We start from the raw sequence: 21,680 nt of genomic DNA on the forward strand, positions 1-21,680 counted from the left end.
GGAGGCCTCGTGAACGCCTTTGACCGCTACGCCCCGTTTATCCAAGACTTCATCTACTCCCACGATTGGGAGAGCCTGCGCTCCATTCAGGTTGCGGCGGCAGATGTCATCTTTAATACGCAGGACAATGTGCTCCTGACGGCATCCACGGCTTCCGGCAAAACCGAGGCAGCCTTCTTTCCCATCCTGACCGAGTTTTGGGAGAACCCGCCCGCAAGCGTGGGCGCCCTCTACGTCGTCCCCCTCAAGGCGCTCATCAACGACCAATTCGTCCGCCTCAACGACCTATGCGAAGAAGCCGATATCCCCGTCTGGCACTGGCATGGCGATGTCTCGCAGTCACACAAGGCCAAACTCATCAAAAAGCCGGGCGGCATCCTTCAGATTACGCCCGAATCGCTCGAGGCGCTCCTGATCCATAAGCACATGGCGATCCCGCGCATGTTTTGCGACCTGCGCTACGTCGTCATCGACGAGGTTCATTCGCTCATGCGCGGCGACCGCGGCGGGCAGACGCTCTGTCTTATCGAGCGCCTCTCGCGCATGGCAGGCGTGCAGCCCCGCCGCATTGGCCTTTCGGCCACCATCGGCGACCCCGAGCGCACGGGTGCCTTTCTCTCGCAGGGAACGGGACGCGACTGCGTTATCCCCCGTTTTGAGGAACCGCGTCACGTGTGGCGCATCTCCATGGAGCACTTCTACAACTCGGGCCCCCAGGCACAGCAGCGGGGATTCATGGGCACAGGTCCTCAAGAGGCCGAAGTGCTCGCGTGCGAGCGCATCGAGGCAGCGGCATCCGCGGCGCTGCCGGCCGGTGCTCAAGACATGCGTCACAGCGGACAACTCACGCAAGAGGAGCGCCGCCAACGTCGCGAGCAGGCACGGGGCAAGGCTGCCCCCAAGGACCGTCGCACTTCCTCAGCCCCCGAGGGCGAAGTCGACATCCCGCAGGCAACCGAACAGGCACTGCTCAACCCCACCGACACCGCACCCGACAACGCCGACCCCGGCATGGGCTACATCTTTGAGCATACCCGCGGCCGCAAGTGCCTGGTCTTTGCCAACTCGCGCGAGGAGGCAGAGGCCGTGTGCTCCATGTTGCGCAGCTACTGCGAGAGCCGGCACGAGCCAGACCGCTTTCTAATCCATCACGGCAACCTTTCGGCATCGCTGCGCGAGACGGCCGAGGAGCTCATGCGCGACGAAGAGCAGGCGCAGACGACCGTCACCACCTCCACGCTGGAGCTCGGCATTGATATCGGTCGCCTGGAGCGCGCGTTCCAGATTGACGCGCCGTTTACCGTCAGCTCCTTTTTGCAGCGCATGGGGCGCACAGGCCGTCGCGACCTTCCGCCCGAGATGTGGTTTGTCATGCGCGAGGAAGAACCCGAGCCGCGCACGATGATGCCCGAAACGATACCCTGGAAGCTCCTGCAGGGCATCGCACTCGTACAACTCTATCGCGAGGAAAAGTGGGTCGAGCCGCCCGAGCTCGATCGACTCCCCTACAGCCTGCTCTACCACCAGACCATGTCGACGCTCGCCAGCACCGGCGAGCTCACGCCGGCCGAGCTTGCTCAGCGCGTGCTCACGCTCAGCTATTTCCACCGCGTCTCGGCCGATGACTATCGCGTACTGCTGCGCCACCTCATCAAGATCGACCACATCCAGGTCACCGAGGGCGGTGGGCTCATCGTGGGTCTCGCGGGCGAGCGCATCATTAACAACTTTAAGTTCTACGCTGTGTTCCAGGAAAACGAGGAGTTCACCGTTCGCAGCGAGTCGGCCGAGTTGGGCACGATCGTCAATCCGCCACCGCCCGGTGAGCGCATCGCCATAGCCGGGCACTGCTGGATAGTCGAGGAAGTGGACTGGAAGCGACACACCGTCTTTGCCACGCAAGTCAAAGGTCGTGTGCCGGCATACTTTGGCGACTGCCCCGGCGACATTAACACGCATGTACTCGAGCGCATGCGCAAGGCGCTCAACGAGCACGCGGCATATCCGTACCTCATGGGCAACGCACGGGCACGCCTTGCACAGGCTCGTCATACCGCCGAGATTTCGGGTGCGGGGACCAAACCGCTCATCAACCTGGGTGGCGACACCTGGGTGCTCTTCCCCTGGTTGGGCAGCTACGCCTTTCTGGCGCTCGAACGTATGCTCAAGATTAAGTGTGCCGCGGAGCTGGGCCTTCGCGGGCTCGATCCGTCGCGTCCATACTTTATGCAGTTTAAGATGAAGGCCGACGAGGAGACGTTCTTTGAGGTGCTCGCAGCCGAGGCCGAAAAGGACTTCGACCCCATCGAGCTCGTCTATCCCGGCGAGGTGCCTTACTTTGATCGTTACGATGAGTTCGTTCCCGAAGAGCTCGTGCGCAAGGGCTTTGCCGAAGGCGTGCTCGACATCGAAGGCATGAAGCAGCGCGTCCTCAGCTGGCGCGACTACACCTAAGACGGGACTGACTACTCCCAATAGGCTAGTCGTGGAGAGCAGTGCCGAGGAAGTCGGCATCGAAGGGCACGGCTTCGGCAAAGGCGTAGTCGCCGTCACTGGCGATGAGCAGGTAGTTTTCCTCGCCGCCGAACTCCGTATCGCCACATGGGACCACCCAAACGTGGTCGAACACCTCGAGCGCCGTGGCGGCGCAATCGCGCAGGAACGACACGTCGCTCCCTTCGTTCGCGCTCACGATATTGGCAATGTATATACCCCCGGGGTTCAGGCTGCCTCGCACCAAACGCAACGCCTCAACCGTCGCCAGCTCGCGTACGGGCTCGGCACCGCCAAAGCAATCGCTCACGACCACGTCGTAGCGACGATGCCCCACGCTCGTCACGCCCAGGTACGAACGCGCCTCAGCGGTAATCACCCTCAGGCGATCGCCAACCGTGCGCTCCAGCTCGTCCAGGTAGAACCAGCGGCGCGCCAGGCGCGTAATCTCTCCGTCATACTCGATAACGTCCATGCGCAAGCCCTCGTGCGACATCAGAGCGAACTTGGGATAGGCAAACCCGCCGCCGCCCAGCATGAGCATACGGTCGATACTGTGCCCGTAAGCATCACGCATTGCGTCCTCGGCCTCAAACACATCGTCAAACGCACGATAGTACGCAAAGACCGGCTCCGCCCAACGATCTCCGACATAGCTCGCGCTTTGGTAGACGCCGCCCTGCACGAGCACGCGGACCTCGTCACCGCTCTCATTGTGCATGCGCTTCACGCGCGCCAACCCGTTGCGGGTTCGTGCGACCTGCAGACAGGCAGCGCGAACAGCGACGGCAGCAGCACCCAGCGCCGCAGCTCCCAGGGCAACGCCGGCAACAACACCAGCTGAAACACTCGGCTTGTTCATCTAGAGCTCCTTTTGCAGATATAGGGCATGGTCGCAAAAACCCAGGTGACGATAGTACTCGCGCGTACCGATCGCACTGATCACGTTGATGTGCGTATACCCCGCGTCTCGAGCGATCTGGCACGCACGCTCCACGAGCAGACGCCCCAGACCGTGATGCTGAGCCGCCTGGCCCTGATCGCCCACACGTGCCGCCATACCATAGACGTGCACCTCGCGAATCATTGCCTCCTCCGGCCCCGTCGGCAGCTCGTCCGCGTGCGCGGCAACAAACGAACGATCGGGCAGCGACAGGCGCAAAAAACCCGCGATCTTGCCCTGCGGCGTCACCCACTGCAAAAAGCGCTCGTGCGTCACCGGCGTCTCGTACGCCACTTCCTCGTCAAGGGCCAACTCGTTCAGGTCGGCACCCGCCGTGCTGATCTCGCGATAGCGGATCTCGCGCACCGTCGCGCCTTCCCCACGAGCCGCCAAACGGTTCTCGACGAGCTGACGCAGGTTGGGCTTCTTGTTGCCCACCATAATGTCGTCGGAGCTAAAGTCGCGAATCATGCGGCTGATGCGGCAGAACGCCGGCGTCACCACGATGTCATCGGCCAGCACCTCGAGCAGCTCTTCCTCGGTATAGGGGCGCCACTCGCCACGCTCGTAGCAGCCCACCAGACGCGAGCCCTCGATGAGCGCGCACGGGTAGACTTTGACCTCGTCGGGCATAAAAGCCCCTTCGGTCATAAAGCGCTCGTAGTCGCGCTTGTCCCCCTCGGGTGTGGCGCCCAACAAGTTGAGCATAAAATGAGCGTGGATCTTAAAGCCAAACAGGCGCGCGAGCGAAAACGCCCGCTCGATCTGTGTCACCGAAATGCGGCGCTCGTTGATATCGAGTAGATGCTGGTCAAGGCTTTGGATGCCCATCTGTATCTTGGTGCAGCCCAGTCGGCGGATGAGCGTGAGCGCCTGCGGCGTTACGGCATCGGGGCGCGTCTCGATAACGAGTCCCACCACGCGATGCTTCGCCGTCTCGTTAATGCGCTGCTGACGCTCGAGCTCCTCCATCGTTGCCGTCTGCCACTCGGTGACCTCGCCCCACGGCGTACCGGGGCCGTACAGACGACGCACCGCACGGTTATAGCCGCCCACGGCAGCATCCACGCGCTCTTGCTCGTCGGCAACACCGCTCGCAAGCTCGGCCTCGTCGGTCGCAATACCGGCAGCCCGATAGCGCTCGCGACGCTCTGCTACCACCGGCGGCAGGGCATCGGCGGGAGCGTCATCGAGCAGACGCCCCGCCTCGGCACGGCTGATGCCCGGACGCGCCAACATGGGGTTGGCCGCCACGCCGGCGACGGCGTCGTCATTGAGCGCACGGAAAAGCTCCGACATAAACCATGCCTGATACCCTTGCGGATAGTCGCTCCAGGTACCGCCAAGAACGATAAGCTCGATCTTGTCGGTTGCATGCCCCATTTGCGAAAGCGCGGTCAAACGAGCGCTCACCTGCAGATACGGGTCGAAGCAGTTTTGCTCCGCACGGGCACACGCCGGCTCGGCGTGCAGATAGCTTTTGGGCATGCGCAGGTCGTTAGGACAAAACAGGCAATCGCCCGAGCACGGCCAGGGCTTGGTGATGACGGTAATGGTCGCCACGCCCGAGGCCGTTCGGCGCGGTTTCATGCGCAGCACCTGCAGCAGCTGACGCTCCAGCTCGGCATCGACATTCCATGCCGCCCAACGAGCCGGCTCCTCACGTTTAACCCGCTGGTAGAACGGCAGCAGTCGGCGCTTGGCCAGGTCTCGTTTGTCGGCACCCTCGCGGCGCGCCTCGGCATGTATCAGTTTGACGAGGGTCTTGTCGTCCACGGCCTCGCCACGACGCAGGACCTCGAGTATGTTCAAGATAATCTGTTCCATGTCCCCATTGTAAAGGCAAAGGCGCCGGAGCCAACCTCGGCCCCGACGCCTCCATCAAAGAGCACGCCTATATGCAACGGTCTCCGAAAACCGCATGTCACTCCGAATCAAACGACATGTCGCCCGAACCGACCTTAAAACGATACGTGGCAGACTTATCACCGTTGTCGAATTCAAGATTCAATATGGTCTCGCCATCGTAGCCAATCGGAAGGAAATCGCTCTCGAAGTCACCGCTGCCCACGGTAAGGCTCGCCTTAAAGCCCGTAGAGTTCGGAACCGTTATCTCCACATCGCCCGAGTCCACGCTTACGTCCATCGACTTCGCGGGGGCCTGGTAGAGCTCGAACGTCGCATCGCCCGAACCTACCTTGGCATTCAGGGCGTCGGTTGCAGTGCCCACAAACTCAACGTCTCCCGAGTCCAAAGTCAGGTTGAGGTCATGGCACGTAATGTCCGTGACCGTCAGGTCTCCCGATTCTACATTCGCTGTAATGCCCACCATGTTATCGGCAACATCCCGCGGCAGCTCGATGGTGACCGAACGATCGATAGCGCGCTCGTCATCGCAGTCGAACTGGCTAATCGTGAATGTAGAACCCTTGACCTCGGCCAGATTCTGAGTGGCAGCATCGTAGGTAGCTACCCCCTTTGCAACACGACCGCTCTCGATGACACGCACCTGCCCGCCGGAAACGCACTTGATCTCAACCTCACCCGATGTCACATCCAGGTCAAGGGACTGGAATGAGTCGGCATCAAACGTTTCGCTCGAAAGCTGCCGAGACTGAGCGGAATAGTTACCGCCATCCAAAGAATCGTCCCCGTCAACCACATCGTCCATACCGGACAAACCGGATGCAATATCGCCGAGATCCCACGGGCCATCAAAATGAAACAATATCCGCGAAGTGCCAAAGATAAGCCCGATGATGAGCACGAACGCTCCGATACCGACGCCCAGGCGGACCTTGGACTCATGCGAGAGCTTCATCATTCATCACCTTCTTTGGCGCTCGGCTCAGCGGCGGTCGAGGAAGCCACGTCAGTATCAACCGCAGCGGAAACATCCTGAGCCTTAGCCGCCTCCGGCGCCGGACCAACCTGAATATCCCCGCGTGCCCAATCGCCATCGAGCGCACGCGCCACCCAGTGATAGATGGGGATTGTAAAGAAGATCAGCGCGGCAAAGGAGCCACCAAACAGGAACATCAGCAAAAAGAACAGCAGCCAGCACACGGCCCAATACGGAAACGACTGGAACGGACCTTTCACCGGAGTCGAGCCAGCTGCGCCGCCACTCGTCACCTGCGCCGTAGCGGCATTGGCGGCCTGCGCGCTCCAACTTGCCGCTTGCGCCGCCTTGGCAGCCGCATCACTCGCCTGCGTTGCCGCCTCGGTAGCTCGTGCCGCCGCCTCATGGGTGCGGGCACGCTCCGCCGCCTCGGCCTCGCGCTGACGGGCGCGGTCCTCGTTCTCAAACTCGATATCGTCCTCGATCTCATCGCTCGGATTGAGGAGCTCGTCCAAACTCACGCCATAGAGTTTTGCGAGCGAGATCAGGTTCTCGGTATCGGGCGAGCTCTCCGCACGCTCCCATTTACTGACCGCCTGGCGCGACAGACCCAGCTTTCGCGCCAGCCCTTCTTGGCTAAAACCCTTGCTGCGACGAAGGTCGGCGAGCCGCTGCGCAGTTTCTACATTCATGGTTCCTCCTATGTGATGCCAGCCGTGCCGCCGGACCGTTTTTGTTCTTAAGGCGCCTTGCACAGTTAAAAATCTATCCGCCACCGCCAAAAGCATGCCACCTATTCTAGTGAGATTTTTGACAACCGGCGGTTGCGGGCACATATGAGCTGCGGAAATGTGTCCAAACAAAGCAATGACCCGTAGCTTGGTTGTCCCCGTTGCGGCGTTAACGGTAGTATGGTCGTACTGTTTATTCCGCACCGCCAACGGAGGGAGTTCCGCGCCGTGAACCGCGATTTCGCCTCATCGCTCATCCAGCTCAACAACACGTTCTATCGCGAGCACTCCGCCTCCTTTTCCGATACGCGCCAGGCCCCGTGGCCCGGCTGGGTGCGCACCATGGACATCGCGCTCGAGCAGCTCGACGTCGCCACGATCGAGCATCCCGTCCGCGTCTTCGATCTCGCCTGCGGCAACATGCGATTCGAGAATTTTGCCGCCGGCGGCGCACTTGCAGCCAAGGGCGTCGACGGCACAAACCCCTCGGCAGATGCCAGCTGCCCCTTCGAGTTCTATGGCGTCGACTCGTGCCAAGACCTGGCCATCGATGCACACGGCCACGCGCTGCGCATTCCCAACCTGCACTTCCAGGAGCTCGATGTGCTCGATGCCCTCATGAAGCTCAATCCCGCCGAGACGCCCGACGTGCTTTTCGATGCCCCGCTCGCCGACATCTCAGTCTGCTTTGGCTTTATGCACCACGTACCGTCGTGCGAGTACCGCGTTCGCGTGCTCGACGCCCTGGTGCGCCAGACACGCCCGGGCGGCATCATCGCCATCAGCTTTTGGGAGTTTATGAACGACGAGCGCATGGCACGCAAGGCCGTTCGAGCCGAAGCCCGCGCCGAACTCACCCCGCCGTTTGAGGGTTACGATTCCGCGCAGTTTGAAGCCGGCGACCACCTCATTGGCTGGCAAAACGACCGCCACGCCTACCGCTATTGCCACCACTTTGACGATCAGCAGATCACCGACCTGGTGCGCGGCGTCCGCACGTTCTATAAGAGCGGCGAGGTCCCCGTGCGCGAGCTTGAGCGTTTCCATGCCGACGGTCGCAGCGGCGAGCTCAACCGCTATGTGATCCTTAAGCGCCTGTAGGCATCGGCGACTCGCCGCCGAGCTGCACCGCAACGTTCGGGCAAACTATGTCCACCCTTTTCCAACCCATTGACGGAACGCGCAGCTACGCGTTCCATACGTATGACCAAGGAGCCTCATGGGAGCCGTCCACGTTCGCACGCCCAAGAACTTTGTGCTCGAGGAGCGCCTGGAGCGCTACGCCGATGCGATTGAGACGAGCCCCGAGGCCTATGCCGGAGATTGGCGCGAGGCTTGCGCGCCAGTTGGCAGCAAGCCCTTCGAACACCTTCACCTGGATCTTGGCTGCGGCAAGGGAACGTACCTTGTAGAGCGCGCGGCCCACGAGCCAAACGCCCTCTTTATCGGCATGGACCAGGAGCCCATCTGCATCGCCTATGCCGCGCAGAAAATCTGCGAGCAGGAGCTGTCCAACGCGCTCGTCCTGCCCCGAGGTGCCGCATCGCTGCCGCAGCTGTTTGCCGCAGGCGAGCTCGATGCCATCACCATCAACTTTCCCACGCCGCAGCCCAAGGCCAAATACGCCAAAAAACGACTCGTCCATGTCGACCATCTGATGCTCTACCGCCCGCTCTTTGCAGCCGGCGCCACCGTCACACTGCGCACCGACAGCAAGCCACTGCGCGACTACGCCCTAGGACAGTTTGCCTCAGCCGGCTACGACACGCTTTGGGTAAGTGACGACGTGCGCCGCGACCATCCCGAGCATCCCGAGACCGAATATGAATGCCGCACGCGCGAGATGGGTGCCGTCGTCTATGGCATTTGCGCCACACCCGGCGCACGGCCCAGCGATGAACAGCTCGCGGCGGGCCGTGCGCAGGAGCAAAGTCTTGCCTGCTACCTGCCCGAAAACCTCGATGAGCTCGCCTATGTACCCCTGGGCATGGAAGAGGCCGTTGAGAACTTTAAAAACCGCGCCCGCAAGGGCAAAAAGCGCCTGCCTCAGGAACGCTAGTACCGCGCGCCCATTTCCTGCATTTTCTTGCCTGCGAACGCATCGATGCGACGCTACGCCATAATAGTTGGCGGACAAACGGCGAGAGAAAGCAACCACATGGCACAGACCACGACAGATACCGCCGCCAGCACCGTCTCCGGCGCCGGCGCCGCCAGCTCATTCTCGGGCGGCACGGGAACCGAAGCCGAGTTCGGCTCGCTCGGCGCGCTCTCCCCCACCTGGTGGGAGCCCGAGGACGGCAGCGAGCCCGAACCATGGCTCACGCCCGATCAGGCCTTTGAGCGCTTCTTTGAATGGACGAGCGATCGCGGCATTGAGCTGTGGGATCACCAAGAAGAGGCTCTCATGGACCTGGCCGCCGGAGATCACGTCATTTTGGGCACGCCGACCGGATCGGGTAAATCGCTCGTCGCGCTGGGCATGCTCTTTATGGGCATGGCACAGGGCAAGCGCTGTTATTACACGGCCCCTATCAAGGCCCTGGTCAGCGAAAAGTTCTTCGATCTGGTACAGGTGCTCGGCCGCGATAACGTCGGTATGATCACCGGCGACACGCATATCAACACCATGGCGCCCGTCATCTGCTGCACGGCCGAAATCCTTGCCAACGACGCACTGCGCGAGGGCGAAGATGCCGATGTCGGCTGCGTGGCCATGGACGAGTTCCACTACTTTGCCGACCCCGACCGCGGCTGGGCCTGGCAGGTGCCGCTGCTCACCCTGCCTCACACGCAATTCATGCTCATGAGCGCCACGCTCGGCGATGTCACTGCCATCGCCGCCTCGCTCGAGGAGCACACCGGCGCTGCTTGCGACTTGGTTGTCGACGCCCCGCGTCCCGTTCCGCTGAGCTACGACTATGTGACGACCTCCCTCGAGGGCACGGTCGAGCTCGCCATGCGCCGCGGCGAGGCCCCGCTCTATATCGTGCACTTTAGCCAGGATGCCGCCCTTGCGACGGCGCAATCCCTCGCCAATTTTGGCATCGCCAGCAAGGAGCAGCGCGAGGCCATTAAGGAAGCCGCCAAGGGCACGAGCTTCTCCACGGCCTTTGGCAAGATTCTCAAGCGCTTGCTCGGATGCGGCGTCGGCGTGCACCATGCTGGCATGTTGCCACGCTATCGCCTGCTGGTCGAGCGTTTGGCGCAGCAGGGTCTGCTGCCCGTCATCTGCGGTACCGATACGCTCGGCGTCGGCATCAACGTACCCATCCACACCGTGGTGCTCACCGCGCTCACCAAGTTTGACGGCTACAAGATGCGTCGTCTGCGCGCCCGCGAGTTCCATCAGATTGCCGGTCGCGCCGGCCGCTCGGGCTTCGATACCGAGGGCATGGTGATTGCCGAGGCGCCCGAGCACGAGATCGAGAATGCCAAGCTTATGGCCAAGGCGGGCGACGACCCCAAAAAGCTCCGCAAGATTAAAAAGAAAAAGGCCCCCGAGGGCTTTGTCTCCTGGAACAAGCAGACCTTTGAGCGCCTGATCGAGACGCAGCCCGAGACACTCAAGCCGCGCCTGCGCATCACGCACTCCATGGTGATTAGCGTGGTCGAGCAGGGCGGCGATGCCCGTGCCCGCGTGCACGACCTCATCGAGACAAGCCTGCAAACGCCCGAGGAAAAGGCAAAGCTCGAGGTTCGTGCCGACGAGATCTTCGCCACGCTCATCGACTCCGGCGTCGTCGTGCGCACCGAGGTGCCGCCCGCACCCGATGCTCCGGCTGACACCGTGCCGGGCATCGACTACGCGCTGACGGTCGACCTGCCCGAGGACTTTGCGCTCGACCAGCCGCTCTCGCCGTTTTTGCTTGCCGCGCTGGAGTTGCTCGATCCCGAGAGCGAGACCTATACCATGGACCTCATCTCGATGGTCGAGGCTACGCTCGAGGACCCCAAGCAGGTATTGCGCGCACAGGAGCGCGCCGCACGCGATCGCGCTATGGCCGAGATGAAGGCCGACGGCATCGAATATGAGGAGCGCTTGGAGCGCATTCAAGACGTCACGTACGAAAAGCCGCTCGAGGATTTGCTCGACGCCGCCTTTGACAAGTACTGCCAGGAAGTACCCTGGGCAAACGACTACCAGCTCTCTCCCAAGAGCGTCCTGCGCGATATGCTGGAAAGCGCGAGCGATTTTAAGGGCTACATTCAAAAGCTCGGCATCGCCCGCTCCGAGGGCATTTTGCTGCGCTACCTGGCAGAAGCCTATCGTTCACTCGACCGCACCGTGCCCATCGAGAAGCGCGACGAGCGCCTGCGCGACATTATCTCGTGGCTGGGCTTTGTGGTGCGCTCGGTCGACTCGAGTCTGGTGGACGAGTGGGAGAACGCCGGCAACCCGGCAGCCCTCGACGCCGCGCCGCCGCAGGGCATCGACGAGGTCGTGGCGGACCGCCGCGGCTGCACGCTGCTGGTGCGCAACGCGCTCTTCCGCCGCGTGACCCTTGCCGCCCGCGAGCACGTGCGCGACCTGGGCGAGCTCGACGACGGCTGGGGCATGAGCGAGATCCGCTGGCAAAAGGCGCTCGATGCCTACCATGATCAGCACGAGGAAATCATCACCGACGGAGACGCCCGCAGCGCCGCGATGTTTTCCATCGATGAGTCCGACGAGAAGACGCTGCACGTATGGCACGTGCACCAGATTTTTGCCGACGAGGACGGCGACCACGATTTTGGCATCATGGGCGATGTCGATCTGGACGCCACACAAGACGGCGGCGAGGTCATTTTCAAAAACTACCGCGTCGGCTTTATCGAGGACCTGCTCGAGGACTAGCCGAACAGAATGGGACGAAACGAAGCGGGGCCGCTGGCAACATCGCCAGCGGCCCCGCTTTTGCACTATCCGCTATACCCTATTCGGCATCCTCGACCTCATACGAATCCGCCTCGGCTGGCGCATCGCTTGTCTCCGGCGCAGCCTCGCGCGCCTCGTCAAACGCCGCCTTCATGGTCTTGTTGCCCCACGTGAGCTTGCGAATGGTAAGATCGTCGGCCTTCTTGTTGGCTAGGCGCAGATTGTTCTCGGAGGACAGCAACGCCTCCTTGGTTTTCTGCAGATGGCTAATCGTCTTGTCGATCTCATCGATTGCCGTTTGGAACTTGCGGCTCGCGATCTCGTAGTTGCGGCCGAAATCGTTCTTGAACTTCTCCATCTTGGCTTCGAAGTTCGTGACATCGATATTCTGCTGCTTGTACTCCGCCAGCTCCTGCTTATAGCGAAGCGAACCCATGGCGGCATTGCGCAGCAGCGTAATGATGGGAATGAAGAACTGCGGGCGGATCACATACATCTTCTCGTAGCGATAGCTCACGTCCACGATTCCCGCGTTGTAAAGCTCGCTCTCGGGCTCGAGCAGCGTGCAGAGCACCGCATACTCGCAGCCTTTCTGGCGACGATCGTGATCGAGCTTCTTAAAGAAATCCTCGTTCTTGTGTTTGGTCGCGGTTTCGTCGTTCTCGTTTTTCATCTCGAACATAATCGAAATGACCTCGTTGCCGCTCGCATCGCACTCGCGGAAGATAAAGTCGCCCTTGGTGCCTTCGGACGCATCGTTATCCTTCTCGAAGTACGCGTTGGGAAATGCCGTCATGCGCAGACGGTTAAACTCGGTCTCGCAGTGCTGCTCGAGCGACTCGCCCACCATCTTGGTGGACAGGCGAACCTTCATGTCCTTAAGGCGCTCGATCTCTTCATCCTTGTAGCGAATCAGGTCATCGCTCGCGCGCTTGGCCTGCGCGAGCTCGAGCTCGTGTGCCGCCTTGGCTTGCTCCTCGCGAGAATCGCGCACCGCCAGCTCGCTCGTCAGCTTGGCACGTGCCTCATCGCGCTCTCGCTCCGCCGCGGCGACCGCCTCTGACAGGTTCATTTTTGCCATCAGTTCCTGCTCGCGCAGCTGGGCACGCAGGCCCTCGGCCTCCTGCTCGGACTGAGCCTTTGCGGCGGAAAACTTCTCTTGCACCTTCGCGCGATAGTCAGTAAGCGCGCGCTCGGCCTCGCTGCGAGCGGCATCGAGCTCGCGCTGCGACTCTGCCGCGGCAGCGGCAAGCGCCATCTCCCGTGCCTTGTCCGCTGCGGCAAGCCTGGCCTGCAGCTCGGCAATCTGGGCATCACGTGCGGCTAAATCGTTTTGAGCAGCATTGCGCGCCGAAGCCTCGGCAAGCTTGGCTTCATCATCCTTGCGCCCCAGCTGCGCACGCAAGTTGTCGATTTCGCGCTGGAGCTCGGCGTTCTCCTTCTGAGCGTCGGCACGGGCCTCAACCGCCGCGCGCTGGCTTGCACTCTCGCGCTCTGCGGCAGCGCCCTCGAGCTTGGCACGCAATTCGGCAAGCTCGGCATCACGCTTGGCAACCTCTTGTGCCAGCTCCTGAGCCGCGGCGTTTTTCTGCTCGGCAAGTTGAGCGCTACGCTGAGACTCCACCTCCTGCAGGGCGGCCGTCGAACGAGAGCGCTCAAGCTCCAACGCCTGCTCCCCCTCACGCTGGACGGCCTTTACACGCTCATCAAGATCGCGCGAGAACTCGGCATCGCGCACCTGCTTGACGATATCCGCATAACCGGACGCATCGACCTTAAAAACTTCGCCGCAATGCGGGCACTTGATCTCGTTCATAGCAGCTCCTCGATGGACGCAAATTTCAACCTTCTACACTCTACCGCGCCACGCGGACAAATAAGGCGCCGCAGCCATAATGGCAACGGCGCCAGATCCACCGCGAGGGTGCCTATCCCCTTTGTGGTGGCTTGTGTCCCTACAGGTCGCGGTAGTCGATCAGGCGAAGATCAGGTTGAGACTCAAGCCAAGCGCGAAGCTCGGGGTCGATCAGCGCATCGACTTCCTTGGTGCGATCGGTCGCAAGCGAGCTGTTCTCCAAGATAAAACGATCGAGATAGCCCGGATGGCACACAAAGACGACCGTCTCGCCGTCCGCTATCTCGCGAACCGTCCGCATAATCGAGTCCTTGGGTTCGTAGCCCGGCTCCATCGAGTGCATCACCATGCGCAGGTCGGTGGCACCGCATCGCACAACCGCCGTGGGGTCGAAGCTCGCCTTCTGTTCCTTAAGGCCCAGTTCCTGAGCAACCGCCGAGATCGCTCGGTTAAGGTTTTTGCTCATGACGGCATGGGCCTCAAAGTAATCGGGTTCGCGGCCCACAATCTCTACAAAGCGGTCATGCTGCGCGCGGATCTCGATGCAGGCCTCATCAAAGTCGATCAGTTCTTCGCCGCGCTTAAAATGCTCGCGGAAGGTACGGCTGCTATGGAACTCACCGCTCTCGTTGAGCATACTCGGAATGAGCTCCGGGTCTGCACACGGCTTGCCCAGGCACACGTTGGTATGCTGGCCCACCGCAATGCCGGCGTCCGCCACGAGCGACCAGCCACGCTCGGCCTCGGGCATATTGGGCATAAGTCCCGCCGAGCGCACCAGGCCCTCATTGATACTGCGGGCAATCCCCAGGTTAACGGCATACGAATAACCGATATCGTCGGCACGAATGAGCAATTGCTTCATAGCGACTCCAATCTATGCAAGGACCACCACAAAGGTGCCTGTCCCCTTTGTGGTGGTTTGAGGGCTACAGTCCAAAGAAGCCGAGAATCTGGTCGCGGCTTACGGGCTTGTAGTTGTTGGCATCGAGGCCAACGTCGTAGCGAAAGATAGGGCGCTCGCGATCGCGATTGCGCACGTTGGTGCGGTCTCCCCTGCTGTGAATGTGCCCGTGCAGCATGATGGCGCCGCGCGCCTTGCCATTCCAGCTGAGCATGGGGTAATGGCTCATCACCAGACGATGGCCCTTCGCGTAACCGGGAGCGATCTCCAGATAATCGCGCACCTCATCCCAAATGTGCGGCGCGTCCGGATCTTCCCAATCGCCGTCATGGTTACCACGGATGAGCGTTATGTTCTGGCAGTCGATGCGCTCGCGCAGGCGAACCGCTTCCGCCAGGGGCAATCGATACGTAAAGTCTCCCAGGACATAAAGGCGGTCGTCCACAGCCACGCACTCGTTGATGGCATCGATGACACGGCGGTTCATCTCCTCGACCGAGTCAAACGGTCGATCCATGTCGTGCAAGATATTCGTATCGCCCAGGTGCAGGTCGGCGGTAAACCACATCATCGTCTCTGTCCTCATTTCGCAACGCGTATAAGACCTGTTTAGTATACAGACGCGACGATGAGACAGTCACCCAAAGAGCCCGCCGAACAGACCTCGGCGACGCTTGTCCTTTTTATTCGAACCTTTACCCCGGGCGTTCTTATCCTTTTGCTTTTTGCGGTCCTGCTCCAACTCATCGTCATCGAGCAGCAAATCCCACTCAAACGGATCGCCTACCAGATCGAACAGGTCATCGTCATCAAACATGACCGCCTCCATCACCGATTAGCGAGTATCCACCACATAGTTGAGAAGTCTACGGGTTCGTGCGGACACAAATTCACCCCGTCCGTGTCTTTCAATCGCTTGCCGCAACGCTTGCGCGACGGGACGCTTGCAGATAAGATAGGAACACGGATGGCACCCGTGGCAGCGGGTCTTGCCAACTCCGATACACGTTTTCATCGTGAGAAATGGCCGTCTTCGCTTACGCGGGGGCGGCCACTTTGTTTATCCCTATGTCATCTGATTCTAATGCACAAACATGCGCACGAATTTGTGTTTCCAGCTTGCATAAGGGGCGTAGCGGAATGGCACGTCCAGCCACGTTGCCTTGTTCACGATGCTCTTCTTGTGGCTAAACGTATCGAAGCTCTCGCGTCCATGGTACTGTCCCATACCGCTCGCCCCCATGCCGCCAAAGCCCATATGGCTCGTGGCCAAATGCATAATGGTGTCATTAACACAGCCACCACCAAAGGGCACGTAACGCACAAAGCGCTGCTGAACCTCACGGTCTTGGCTAAAGATATACAGGGCCAGCGGCGTCGGACGATCCGTAATAAACGTCTCGGCCTCGTCTAGGCTCTCAAACGACAGCACCGGCAAGATGGGGCCGAAAATCTCCTCCTGCATTACGGCGTCCTCAGGCGCCACGCCGTCCAAAATCGTCGGCTCAATCTTGAGCGACGACTCGCGCGCGGTACCTCCCAGCACAACCTTGTCGGGGTCGATCAGCCCGCGTACGCGCGCGAAATGCTTGGCGTTGACAATATGACCGTAATTCTCATTGTCGAGCGGATGCTCGCCAAACATGCGGCGGGCCTCCTCCTTGATGAGGTCCAGCAGCTCGTCGTGCACGCGCGCATCGACCAGCAGGTAGTCGGGCGCCACGCAGGTCTGCCCCACGTTGAGCCATTTACCAAAGGCGATACGGCGTGCCGCGACCTTCAAGTTAGCCGTCGCATCCACGATGCAGGGACTCTTTCCGCCCAGCTCAAGCGTCACGGGTGTGAGGTTTTTACTTGCACGCTCCATGACGAGCTTGCCGACCGGAACGCTACCGGTAAAGAAGATCTTGTCCCAGCACTCATCGAGCAACGCTTCGTTTTCGGCACGCCCGCCTTCGACGACCGTCACCAAGCGCGGAACAAATGCCTCTTCACAGATTTGCTTGAGCACCGCGCTCGATGCCGGAGCATAGGCGCTCGGCTTGATGACCACGGTATTGCCCGCGGCAAGGGCGCCGGCGAGTGGCTCGAGCGTCAGTAAAAACGGGTAGTTCCACGGAGCCATGATGAGTGTGACGCCATAGGGCACGGACTGCGTCTTGCACACACTCACGGCGTTGGCGAGGTCACACGGACGCAGGCGCGAGCGACTCCATCGAGCCACATGCGCAATCTGATAACGAATCTCGGAAAGCGAGGTGCCGATCTCGCACATATACGCCTCGTCATGCGACTTTCCCAAATCGGTCTTGAGCGCATGGGCAATATCGGCCTCGTGGGCCCGCACCGCATCGCGTAAACTCACGAGCGCACGACGTCGAGCATCGACATCAAACGTGGCGTGCGTCTTAAAATAGGCGCGCTGATCGGCAACGATGCGCGCGATTTCCTCGGTGTTCATGGGCCCTCCTAGTTCTCGTCTTCAAACATACCACCCGCAACGACCTCGTACATATGCTCGAGCTCCAAACGGTCCATTAAAAGCGGAACGGGGTACAGGGGATTGGCCTCGGCATCGGCATGCGCCGCCATCTCAGGAATGTCGGAGCGGCGAATGCCCGTCACATATTTGGGTATGCCCAAGGCGGCGTTCATGCGGTCGACCCAATCGATAAAGGCCTCAGCAGCCACGTTGTCCAGCGCATTAGCCGGCGCAATGCCGGCCATGCGGGCGAGATCGGCGAGCTTGGGAGCAGCAGCTTCGCCATAGGCGCGAAGCATGTGCGACAGGATGATGGCGTTGGCCAAGCCGTGGGGAATCCCGTAACGCCCGCCCAGGCTGTGCGCGATGGCATGGACGTATCCAACATAAGAGCGCGTAAAGGCAACGCCCGCTTTATACGCCGCCGAAAGCATATTGCGGCGCGCACGCATGTTGCCACCGCACTCATAGGCCTCGAGCAAATTGTCGTGGATGAGCTGCACCGCCTGGCGCGCCATCTTGCGCGTATAGGGCGTGGTGCTGCGCCCGATAAAGGCCTCGACGGCATGTGTCAGGGCGTCCATGCCCGTTTGCCCCGTAATGGAGGCGGGCAGGCCGCGCGTAAACTCGGGGTCGTGCACCGCAAAGCGCGGGATCAGCACAAAGTCGTTAATGGGATACTTGTAGTGCGTCTCGTCGTCGGTAATTACCGCTGCAAGCGTGACCTCGCTTCCCGTGCCCGCCGTGGTGGGAACGGCGATGAGCAGCGGCAGGCGACGATGGATACGCAACAGGCCGCGCATCTTGTTGATGGGCTTCTTTGGCTGCGCGATGCGCGCGCCCACGCCCTTGGCGCAGTCCATGGCCGAACCGCCGCCAAAGCCGATAATGGCCTGGCAGGCGCTCTCTCGATACAGAGATGCCGCTTCCTCCACGTTTGAGACCGTGGGGTTCGCACGTGTTTCGGCATAGACCGCAGCGCTAATTCCCTTGGACGCGAGCGCTGTCTCGAGCGGTGCCGTGAGCCCCAGACGGGCAATGCCGGGATCTGTCACGATAAGAACATGGTGTATTGAACGCTTTTGAAGCACTGCGGGCACTTCCTCAGCGTGCTCTAAAATGCGTGGCTCGGTATAGGGCAGCACCGGCAATGCGATGCGAAAAACCGTTTGATACGTTCGGCACCAGGCGCGGCGGGCTAGATGCATAAAGGAAGCTCCTTCATTTGTTGATTGGTCAACATTTGCTCGACCGATTGTACTCATCGGAGGTCGCACGAGGTCTAGCAATCGTTAATCAATCAACATCTACACATGCTTAAATTGTTTTATTAAAAATCATTCCTAATAGGCTTCACATTCGGTCTCATTTATGGATAATAGAACTCGTCAAGACGCACGTCCGGAGAGGGCCCTTACGGGACCGGACGAGCGCACCATCGCCATCGATCGAAAGGATCGAATCATGAAGTTTGTTTGCCCCGTTTGCGGTTATGTGGAAGAGTTCGACGGCGACCAGCTGCCCGAGGATTTCAAGTGCCCCCAGTGCGGCGTTCCCGGCTCTCGCTTCCTAAAGCAGGAGGAGGGCCAGCTCGAGTGGGCTGCCGAGCACGTCGTGGGCGTCGCCAAGATGGAGGGCGTCTCCGAGGACATCGTTGCCGATCTGCGCGCCAACTTTGAGGGCGAGTGCTCTGAGGTCGGCATGTACCTGGCCATGGCTCGCGTCGCTCATCGCGAGGGCTATCCCGAGATCGGCCTGTACTGGGAGAAGGCTGCCCACGAGGAGGCCGAGCACGCCGCCAAGTTCGCTGAGCTCCTGGGCGAGGTCGTGACCGACTCCACCAAGAAGAACCTCGAAATGCGCGTTGAGGCCGAGAACGGCGCCACCGCCGGCAAGACCGATCTTGCCAAGCGCGCCAAGGCCGCTGGCCTCGATGCCATCCACGACACCGTGCACGAGATGGCTCGCGACGAGGCTCGCCACGGCAAGGCTTTCGCCGGCCTGCTCAAGCGTTACTTTGGCTAAGCCAGCAGCCTGAGAGATAATCTCTAGCTCGAAGAAGGCCCGGACCGTATTGGTTCGGGCCTTTTCGTTGGCTTATTGCAGTTGCTCCTGAAGAACACTGAGCGACTGAGAGCTCAGGTCGTCGTATTGTATGAGGACGCGAGATGGAGCGTTCTTAGTCGATGCCCGATCACCCGTCCACAGGCAATCGGCGATGTTGACATAGGAAATACGAGCGTCAGCGAGAGCCTTCGCGAAACTCTCCCCTGCCTTGTCCTCGGCCAGGGCAACAGTGCAGTAAAGGCCCGCGTCTGCATGATCGATCGAAACCTCCCCTGCCGGAAACGTTTTCCGTACAAGCGCCGCCAGGCCATCACGCGCCCCACGAGCACGAACGCGCACGCGGTTCACATGTCGCTCGTAATCACCCGATTCCAGCAAACGCGCCAAGGCAACCTGATCAACAGAACTTACCGACGAGGCGTAGAAACCAAGGTTGCGTTTAAACCTCTCCATTAGTTCATCGGGCAGCACCATGTACGCCAAACGTAACGCCGATGAAAGGCTCTTCGAAAACGTGTTGGTGTAGATAACCGACTGGGCGGCATCGATCGACGCGAGCGCGGGAATCGGCTTGCCGGCAAGGCGAAACTCACAATCAAAGTCGTCTTCGATGAGATACCGACCTGGCCGCTCGGCGGCCCAGCTCAGCAACGCATAGCGACGTGCAATGCTCGTCACAAGACCGGTCGGATACTGATGAGACGGCATCAGGTGAAGGACATCGGTCCCGGTTTTCTGCAGCGCGCTCAAGTCCACGCCCTCAGCATCCAACGGGACATGCCGCACTTCGCAACCCATGGCCTGATAGATGCGCGTCAAGCGCAAATAGCCTGGATCCTCGACGGCATACACCTTGTCCGCGCCAAGCAACTGAACCAACATGGTATCGAGCAGCTGGGCGCCCGCACCGATAACGATATTGTCGGGATTGACATTCATGCCCCTTGTCCCGCGCAGATGGTGCGCAATCGCACGTCGCAGTCGAGCGGTGCCCTGCGCCGGTGCGGGCGAAAAGATTTCACGTTCGTCTTCGGACGTCAGCGTCGCCCGTAGCGCACTTTGCCAAAGCCGCGCCGCCTCCAAAGCGGAAGGAGAAAGTGCGTCGAATCGCTCTGCCTGCCCCATGGCATCATGCGCGCTGGGACCAACAGGGACAGCATCTCGGTCGATATCCCCCGCAGCCAAAGCCAAAACCGGTGCATCCGGAAGTTCGCAAGCGTAGTAGCCACGACGCGGCATTGAGCAAATATAGCCCTCGGCAAGCAACTGGCTATATGCATTCTCGATGGTAATGACACTGATTCCCAGATGACTGGCAAAGGCGCGCTTAGACGGAAGATGCTCCCCCGCCGCAATACGGCCAGCAACAATATCATCGCGAATTTGCTGGTAAACATACTCATAAAGCGATGCTTCGCCGCGATTTTCCAAATTGTAGTCAAGCATGAGTTTGTCACCTGACCTTATTAAGTCATTCATTCTGGTATTAGTCTGACCTTGTAATTATCTCGAAAACTGAGTATTTCGCCATACCCAGCTCCCCGATAGGATGTTCCGTCAAACAATGCACATGCCAACCAAGGGAGCAACCATGGCAGAACAGACCAACAAGGCCGATCGCGTCAAACTCAATCGCGAGCTCGCGCAGATGCTCAAGGGCGGCGTCATCATGGACGTCACCACGCCCGAGCAAGCACGCGCCGCCGAAGAGGCAGGCGCCTGCGCCGTCATGGCACTCGAGCGCATCCCGGCCGATATCCGTGCCGCAGGTGGTGTGTCGCGCATGAGCGACCCCAAGATGATCAAGGGCATCCAGGAGGCCGTCTCCATCCCCGTTATGGCCAAGTGTCGCATCGGTCACATTGTCGAGGCGCAGGTCCTGCAGGCCATCGAGATCGATTACATCGATGAGTCCGAGGTCCTCTCCCCTGCCGATGACGTCTATCACATCGACAAGACCCAGTTTGACGTGCCATTTGTCTGCGGCGCCCGCGATCTGGGCGAGGCGCTGCGCCGTGTTGCCGAGGGCGCCACGATGATTCGCACCAAGGGCGAGCCGGGCACGGGCGACGTCGTCCAGGCCGTGCGCCACATGCGCAAGATCCAAAAGCAGATCCGCGACGTTGTTGCCCTGCGCGACGACGAGCTCTTTGAGGCAGCCAAGCAACTGCAGGTTCCGGTCGAGCTGGTGCGCGAGGTCCATGCCACGGGCAAGCTCCCCGTCGTAAACTTTGCCGCCGGCGGAGTCGCGACCCCCGCCGACGCCGCGCTGATGATGCAGCTGGGCGCCGAGGGCGTCTTTGTTGGCTCGGGCATCTTTAAGAGCGGCGACCCCGCCAAGCGCGCCGCCGCCATCGTCAAGGCCGTGGCAAACTTCACCGACGCCAAGCTCATCGCCGAGCTTTCGGAGGACCTGGGCGAGGCTATGGTGGGCATCAACGCCGACGAGATCGAGATTATCATGGAAGAGCGCGGGCGCTAGTCCAGCAGAAAGGATCGCAC

The 21,680-nt window shown here is 60.7% G+C and carries 17 protein-coding genes; 6 read left to right on the forward strand and 11 right to left on the reverse strand.

Annotation, left to right across the window (positions count from 1 at the left end; genetic code table 11):
- Window positions 1-9 precede the first annotated feature (9 nt).
- Window positions 10-2,454: a DEAD/DEAH box helicase gene (locus ABHT90_RS02465; RefSeq protein ID WP_346981459.1), complete on the forward strand. Its 2,445-nt coding sequence runs from the start codon at window positions 10-12 to the stop codon at window positions 2,452-2,454.
- Window positions 2,455-2,479: 25 nt separating this feature from the next.
- On the opposite strand, the gene ABHT90_RS02470 is transcribed toward ABHT90_RS02465, so the two are convergent.
- The 4 genes from ABHT90_RS02470 to ABHT90_RS02485 form a co-directional block, all read right to left on the reverse strand.
- Window positions 2,480-3,355 carry a spermidine synthase gene (locus ABHT90_RS02470; protein ID WP_346981460.1) on the reverse strand — a complete coding sequence of 292 codons (876 nt, stop codon included), beginning with the start codon at window positions 3,353-3,355 and terminating at the stop codon, window positions 2,480-2,482.
- Window positions 3,356-5,263 carry an elongator complex protein 3 gene (locus ABHT90_RS02475; protein WP_346981461.1) on the reverse strand — a complete coding sequence of 636 codons (1,908 nt, stop codon included), beginning with the start codon at window positions 5,261-5,263 and terminating at the stop codon, window positions 3,356-3,358.
- Between the two features lie 97 nt (window positions 5,264-5,360).
- Window positions 5,361-6,257 carry a DUF4097 family beta strand repeat-containing protein gene (locus ABHT90_RS02480; RefSeq protein ID WP_346981462.1) on the reverse strand — a complete coding sequence of 299 codons (897 nt, stop codon included), beginning with the start codon at window positions 6,255-6,257 and terminating at the stop codon, window positions 5,361-5,363.
- A complete protein-coding gene (locus tag ABHT90_RS02485) occupies window positions 6,257-6,970 on the reverse strand; it encodes a helix-turn-helix domain-containing protein (RefSeq protein WP_117640543.1) in 714 nt (237 codons plus the stop codon). Before ABHT90_RS02485 ends, ABHT90_RS02480 begins: the two co-directional genes overlap by 1 nt.
- A 267-nt stretch (window positions 6,971-7,237) precedes the next feature.
- Between ABHT90_RS02485 and ABHT90_RS02490 the strand changes: the two genes are divergently transcribed.
- From ABHT90_RS02490 to ABHT90_RS02500, 3 genes are all read left to right on the forward strand, one after another.
- Complete coding sequence (locus tag ABHT90_RS02490) at window positions 7,238-8,110, forward strand: class I SAM-dependent methyltransferase (protein WP_346981463.1); 873 nt, start codon at window positions 7,238-7,240, stop codon at window positions 8,108-8,110.
- 118 nt (window positions 8,111-8,228) lie between these two features.
- A complete protein-coding gene (trmB, locus tag ABHT90_RS02495) occupies window positions 8,229-9,068 on the forward strand; it encodes a tRNA (guanine(46)-N(7))-methyltransferase TrmB (RefSeq protein WP_346981464.1) in 840 nt (279 codons plus the stop codon).
- A 99-nt stretch (window positions 9,069-9,167) separates the two neighbouring features.
- Complete coding sequence (locus ABHT90_RS02500; protein ID WP_346981465.1) at window positions 9,168-11,849, forward strand: DEAD/DEAH box helicase; 2,682 nt, start codon at window positions 9,168-9,170, stop codon at window positions 11,847-11,849.
- Between the two features lie 79 nt (window positions 11,850-11,928).
- Here ABHT90_RS02500 and ABHT90_RS02505 read toward each other — a convergent pair whose 3' ends face one another.
- From ABHT90_RS02505 to ABHT90_RS02530, 6 genes are all read right to left on the reverse strand, one after another.
- Window positions 11,929-13,686, reverse strand: a complete 1,758-nt coding sequence (locus tag ABHT90_RS02505; protein ID WP_346981466.1) for a DUF2130 domain-containing protein — start codon at window positions 13,684-13,686, stop codon at window positions 11,929-11,931.
- 139 nt (window positions 13,687-13,825) lie between these two features.
- Window positions 13,826-14,590 (reverse strand): ChbG/HpnK family deacetylase, encoded by a 765-nt coding sequence (locus ABHT90_RS02510; RefSeq protein WP_346981467.1) that lies wholly within the window; start codon window positions 14,588-14,590, stop codon window positions 13,826-13,828.
- Window positions 14,591-14,654: 64 nt separating this feature from the next.
- Window positions 14,655-15,200 (reverse strand): metallophosphoesterase, encoded by a 546-nt coding sequence (locus ABHT90_RS02515; protein WP_346981468.1) that lies wholly within the window; start codon window positions 15,198-15,200, stop codon window positions 14,655-14,657.
- Window positions 15,201-15,266: 66 nt separating this feature from the next.
- Window positions 15,267-15,446, reverse strand: a complete 180-nt coding sequence (locus tag ABHT90_RS02520) for a hypothetical protein (RefSeq protein WP_117799919.1) — start codon at window positions 15,444-15,446, stop codon at window positions 15,267-15,269.
- 264 nt (window positions 15,447-15,710) lie between these two features.
- Window positions 15,711-17,090 (reverse strand): aldehyde dehydrogenase, encoded by a 1,380-nt coding sequence (locus tag ABHT90_RS02525; protein ID WP_346981469.1) that lies wholly within the window; start codon window positions 17,088-17,090, stop codon window positions 15,711-15,713.
- 8 nt (window positions 17,091-17,098) lie between these two features.
- Entirely contained in the window at window positions 17,099-18,319 is a 1,221-nt protein-coding gene (locus ABHT90_RS02530) for an iron-containing alcohol dehydrogenase (protein WP_346981470.1), read from the reverse strand.
- 256 nt (window positions 18,320-18,575) lie between these two features.
- On the opposite strand from ABHT90_RS02530, the gene ABHT90_RS02535 reads away from it, so the two are divergent.
- Window positions 18,576-19,136 carry a ferritin family protein gene (locus tag ABHT90_RS02535; protein ID WP_022094328.1) on the forward strand — a complete coding sequence of 187 codons (561 nt, stop codon included), beginning with the start codon at window positions 18,576-18,578 and terminating at the stop codon, window positions 19,134-19,136.
- Window positions 19,137-19,208: 72 nt separating this feature from the next.
- On the opposite strand, the gene pdxR is transcribed toward ABHT90_RS02535, so the two are convergent.
- The gene (pdxR, locus tag ABHT90_RS02540) at window positions 19,209-20,624 is read right to left on the reverse strand and encodes a MocR-like pyridoxine biosynthesis transcription factor PdxR (protein WP_346981471.1); all 1,416 of its coding nucleotides are present in this window, start codon (window positions 20,622-20,624) and stop codon (window positions 19,209-19,211) included.
- Window positions 20,625-20,769: 145 nt separating this feature from the next.
- Between pdxR and pdxS the strand changes: the two genes are divergently transcribed.
- A complete protein-coding gene (gene pdxS, locus ABHT90_RS02545; protein WP_346981472.1) occupies window positions 20,770-21,660 on the forward strand; it encodes a pyridoxal 5'-phosphate synthase lyase subunit PdxS in 891 nt (296 codons plus the stop codon).
- Window positions 21,661-21,680 lie beyond the last annotated feature (20 nt).

The organism is Collinsella aerofaciens, from assembly GCF_039758815.1.
GTDB lineage: Bacteria > Actinomycetota > Coriobacteriia > Coriobacteriales > Coriobacteriaceae > Collinsella > Collinsella aerofaciens_BP.